The sequence below is a fragment of the Streptomyces sp. SD15 genome (assembly GCF_054462255.1).
In genome coordinates this window covers 1-1074 of the sequence record NZ_JBTLMO010000141.1, presented here as the reverse complement: position 1 = coordinate 1074, position 1074 = coordinate 1, and the positions used below count along the sequence as shown (strand labels likewise).

Annotated in this window: 1 protein-coding gene; it reads right to left on the bottom strand. The window is 71.0% G+C overall.

What is annotated here, in order from left to right; all coding sequences use genetic code 11:
- Positions 1-1070, bottom strand: a 1070-nt coding sequence (locus ACX28W_RS43900) for an acetyl-CoA carboxylase biotin carboxylase subunit (protein WP_459005690.1), incomplete at its 3' end; no start/stop codon positions are given.
- Positions 1071-1074 lie beyond the last annotated feature (4 nt).

Here is a 1074-nt window from a genome sequence, read left to right as displayed (position 1 = left end):
GGGGCGAAGGTGGTGACGGTGCCGGGGGCGGGGAGGAAGCCCCGGCCGGGGTCCTCGCCGTTGATGCGGAACTCGAAGGAGTGGCCGCGCAGTTCCGGGTCGCCGTAGCCGAGTTCCTCGCCGTCGGCGATGCGGAACATCTCCCGGACCAGGTCGATCCCGGCGACCTCCTCGGTGACCGGGTGCTCGACCTGCAGACGGGTGTTGACCTCCAGGAAGGAGATCGTGCCGTCCATGCCGACCAGGAACTCCACCGTGCCCGCACCGACGTACCCGGCCTCCTTGAGGATGGCCTTGGACGACGCGTACAGCTCGGCGACCTGCGCCTGGGACAGGAACGGCGCCGGGGCCTCCTCGACCAGTTTCTGGTGCCGGCGCTGCAGCGAGCAGTCACGCGTGGAGACGACGACCACGTTGCCGTGGGAGTCGGCCAGGCACTGGGTCTCCACATGCCGCGGCTTGTCGAGGTAGCGCTCGACGAAGCACTCGCCGCGTCCGAACGCGGCGACCGCCTCACGCACCGCGGACTCGTACAGCTCGGGGACCTCTTCGAGGGTGCGGGCGACCTTCAGGCCGCGGCCCCCGCCACCGAACGCGGCCTTGATCGCGATCGGCAGGCCGTACTCCTCGGCGAACGCGACGACCTCGTCCGCGCCGGAGACCGGATCGGGGGTGCCGGCCACCAATGGCGCACCGGCGCGCTGGGCGATGTGGCGGGCGGCGACCTTGTCGCCGAGGTCGCGGATCGCCTGCGGGGGCGGGCCGATCCAGATCAGGTCGGCGTCGAGAACGGCCTGCGCGAAGTCGGCGTTCTCGGACAGGAAGCCGTAGCCGGGGTGGATCGCGTCCGCCCCTGAGTCCTTGGCGGCCTGGAGCACCTTGGCGATGTCCAGGTAGCTGGTGGCCGGGGTGTCACCGCCCAACGCGAACGCCTCGTCCGCCGCACGGACATGCGACGCGTCCCGGTCCGGTTCCGCATACACGGCAACGCTCGCGATCCCGGCATCCCGGCATGCCCGGGCCACGCGGACAGCGATTTCGCCACGGTTGGCGATGAGCACCTTGCGCACGATG